The 2,043-nt window shown below is 34.2% G+C and carries 1 protein-coding gene; it reads right to left on the bottom strand.

Going from position 1 to position 2,043, the window contains the following annotated elements; genetic code table 11:
* On the bottom strand, positions 1–1,471 hold a 1,471-nt coding region (locus CQA44_RS11925), incomplete at its 3' end, for a HAMP domain-containing protein (RefSeq protein ID WP_115547410.1).
* Positions 1,472–2,043: the final 572 nt, after the last annotated feature.

Below are 2,043 nucleotides of genomic sequence, written 5' to 3'. Positions count from 1 at the left end.
TAATCTCATTGCCTAGAGCATTGGTAACAATTTCTACTCTGCCTTTAGCATCTTTTACTTCTGTGGTGAAATCTAGTTTGGTATAGCTATCGAAGACTCTTGCAATTTCATTGGTATCACTGCCTATTTTATGTTGTAAGTCCTCTAGCATATTATTCAACACATCTTTGAGTTCATTGAGTTGAGGATTAGCAGGATTCTCTGTGATTCTAGCAGTGAAATTACCTGATTCTATTTCTTTAGCAGTTTGGACAGATTGTAAGACTGCTTGAGAATCTTTCTCAAGGGATTTCTGTGTACGTTCTATGTTTTGGTTAATGGCTAGTGTCATAGTGCCAAGCTCATCATGAGTTTTAATCATAAGGGGCTTAGGAGCAATTTTATTCTCATGATTGAGGTATTGAAAAAACTCATTAAGGAGGACATTTAAGTGTACAAGTCTGTCTGTGATTTGCCATTTTGTAAAAAGCGTTAAGACTACAAGAACAATGCCAATTACAGATAATGCAATAAAAATTGTTTGTAGGCGTAAATCATAATAGATAGAGAGGACATCATTTTTAGGGACAAGTGTTAAAATATGCCATTGGATATTATTGAACAAGGAGATATTGACATTAGCATGTGCAGCATAAGTTTGCTGTCCTGTGGTATCTGTAATAGGTGCTTTGATTTCTTTATTGTTCATTACTTCATTAATCACATTTTCTAAATGCGGTGCCATCTTTATTAAATCGCGTAGATTAAGTCCGATAATCTTATCCTTGTTATTTGAATTAGAAGTAATAATTGTGCCATCTTGCGCTATTAAAATTCTTGCTTCATTGGGATAGCTATTGTTCTTTGTAGCAAGCAGGAATTCTGCGATATAATCGACATTTAATATCCCACCTAAGACGCCTACAACTTCGCGTTGAGCATTAAGAATAGGAAAGGCAAAAATAGAAGCTTTTATCTCCTTGCCCTCAAGTTTTAATTTAGTAGGTATCCCCAATTGTTCTGTTTTGGTGCTTATTGCTTGTTGAACTGCAGGTAATGTAAGGATTTCAGAATTTGCCTGCATACTTTGATTGTTATTTGCAAAAATCATAAGTCGATTGTCTAATCTAATTTGTTTTGGAGCATCTGAATAGTCCTTATCTGCAAGATAGAGAAAGCCATAGTCAATATTTGCGCTCTCATGCGTAAGCGCAATGATTTGTTTTGTAAGAAGAGTATAGTCTAAGTCATGAGAACTAGAGAGGCTAGAGGCATAAGCTTTAAAGGGGTATAAGCTAGAATTGAGCATGCCATGAGTGTTGCTCGCATTGTACTTGGCAGATAGCAACATGGAATTCATAGCAGATTCTATTTCCTTGTGTTTAACTTGTAGCAAAATAATGGCGCATAGAATCCCAATTGTGATGAAAGTGGTAGCAAAAATTGTAAATCTTATTTTTGAAGCTAACCCTAAATGATAATTTTTGGGCATAAATAAACTCCCTATTTCTCAAAAATATTAAACATACAAATTATACAAAATCATTATAAATATGTAAATTCTAACTTTATTTGAGATTGAGTTATCAATGAAAGATTATGAAATTTTTGTGTGCAAATAAAAACCTTAGGTGATTGAGGTTGTCGAGTAGAGTTAGGATTGATTAGGTAGTGAAGTGTAATGCGTGTAGGTTGATATGAGGAAAAAGGAGAAGGTGGCTATGACTTGCAAACGCAGATATATTGACTTGATAACAGATAGCAAAGATATGCAGCATAAGCCTTTGCTTTCACAAGTATTATTGAAAGCAAAAAAAGTTTATTCATAAAGCATTGAGATTTCTTAAAACTACACATTGCACACAAATTCAAAGCCAACCTAATTGATGAGATGTTGCGTACAACAAGATGCGCAACAATGTCAATTTTTGTGTTGCTATGAAGCCATGAGTGTCAAACATTTTAGTATCACAGGGTTTGCAAGGCAAGGTTTTATTACCCTGTAAGTATAAACACACAAACTTGCATGAAATTCTTGGTATTTCTTAATCAAGTACATATAAC

This window comes from Helicobacter sp. MIT 14-3879, assembly GCF_003364125.1.
This window is presented reverse-complemented; position numbering and strand designations above follow the sequence as displayed.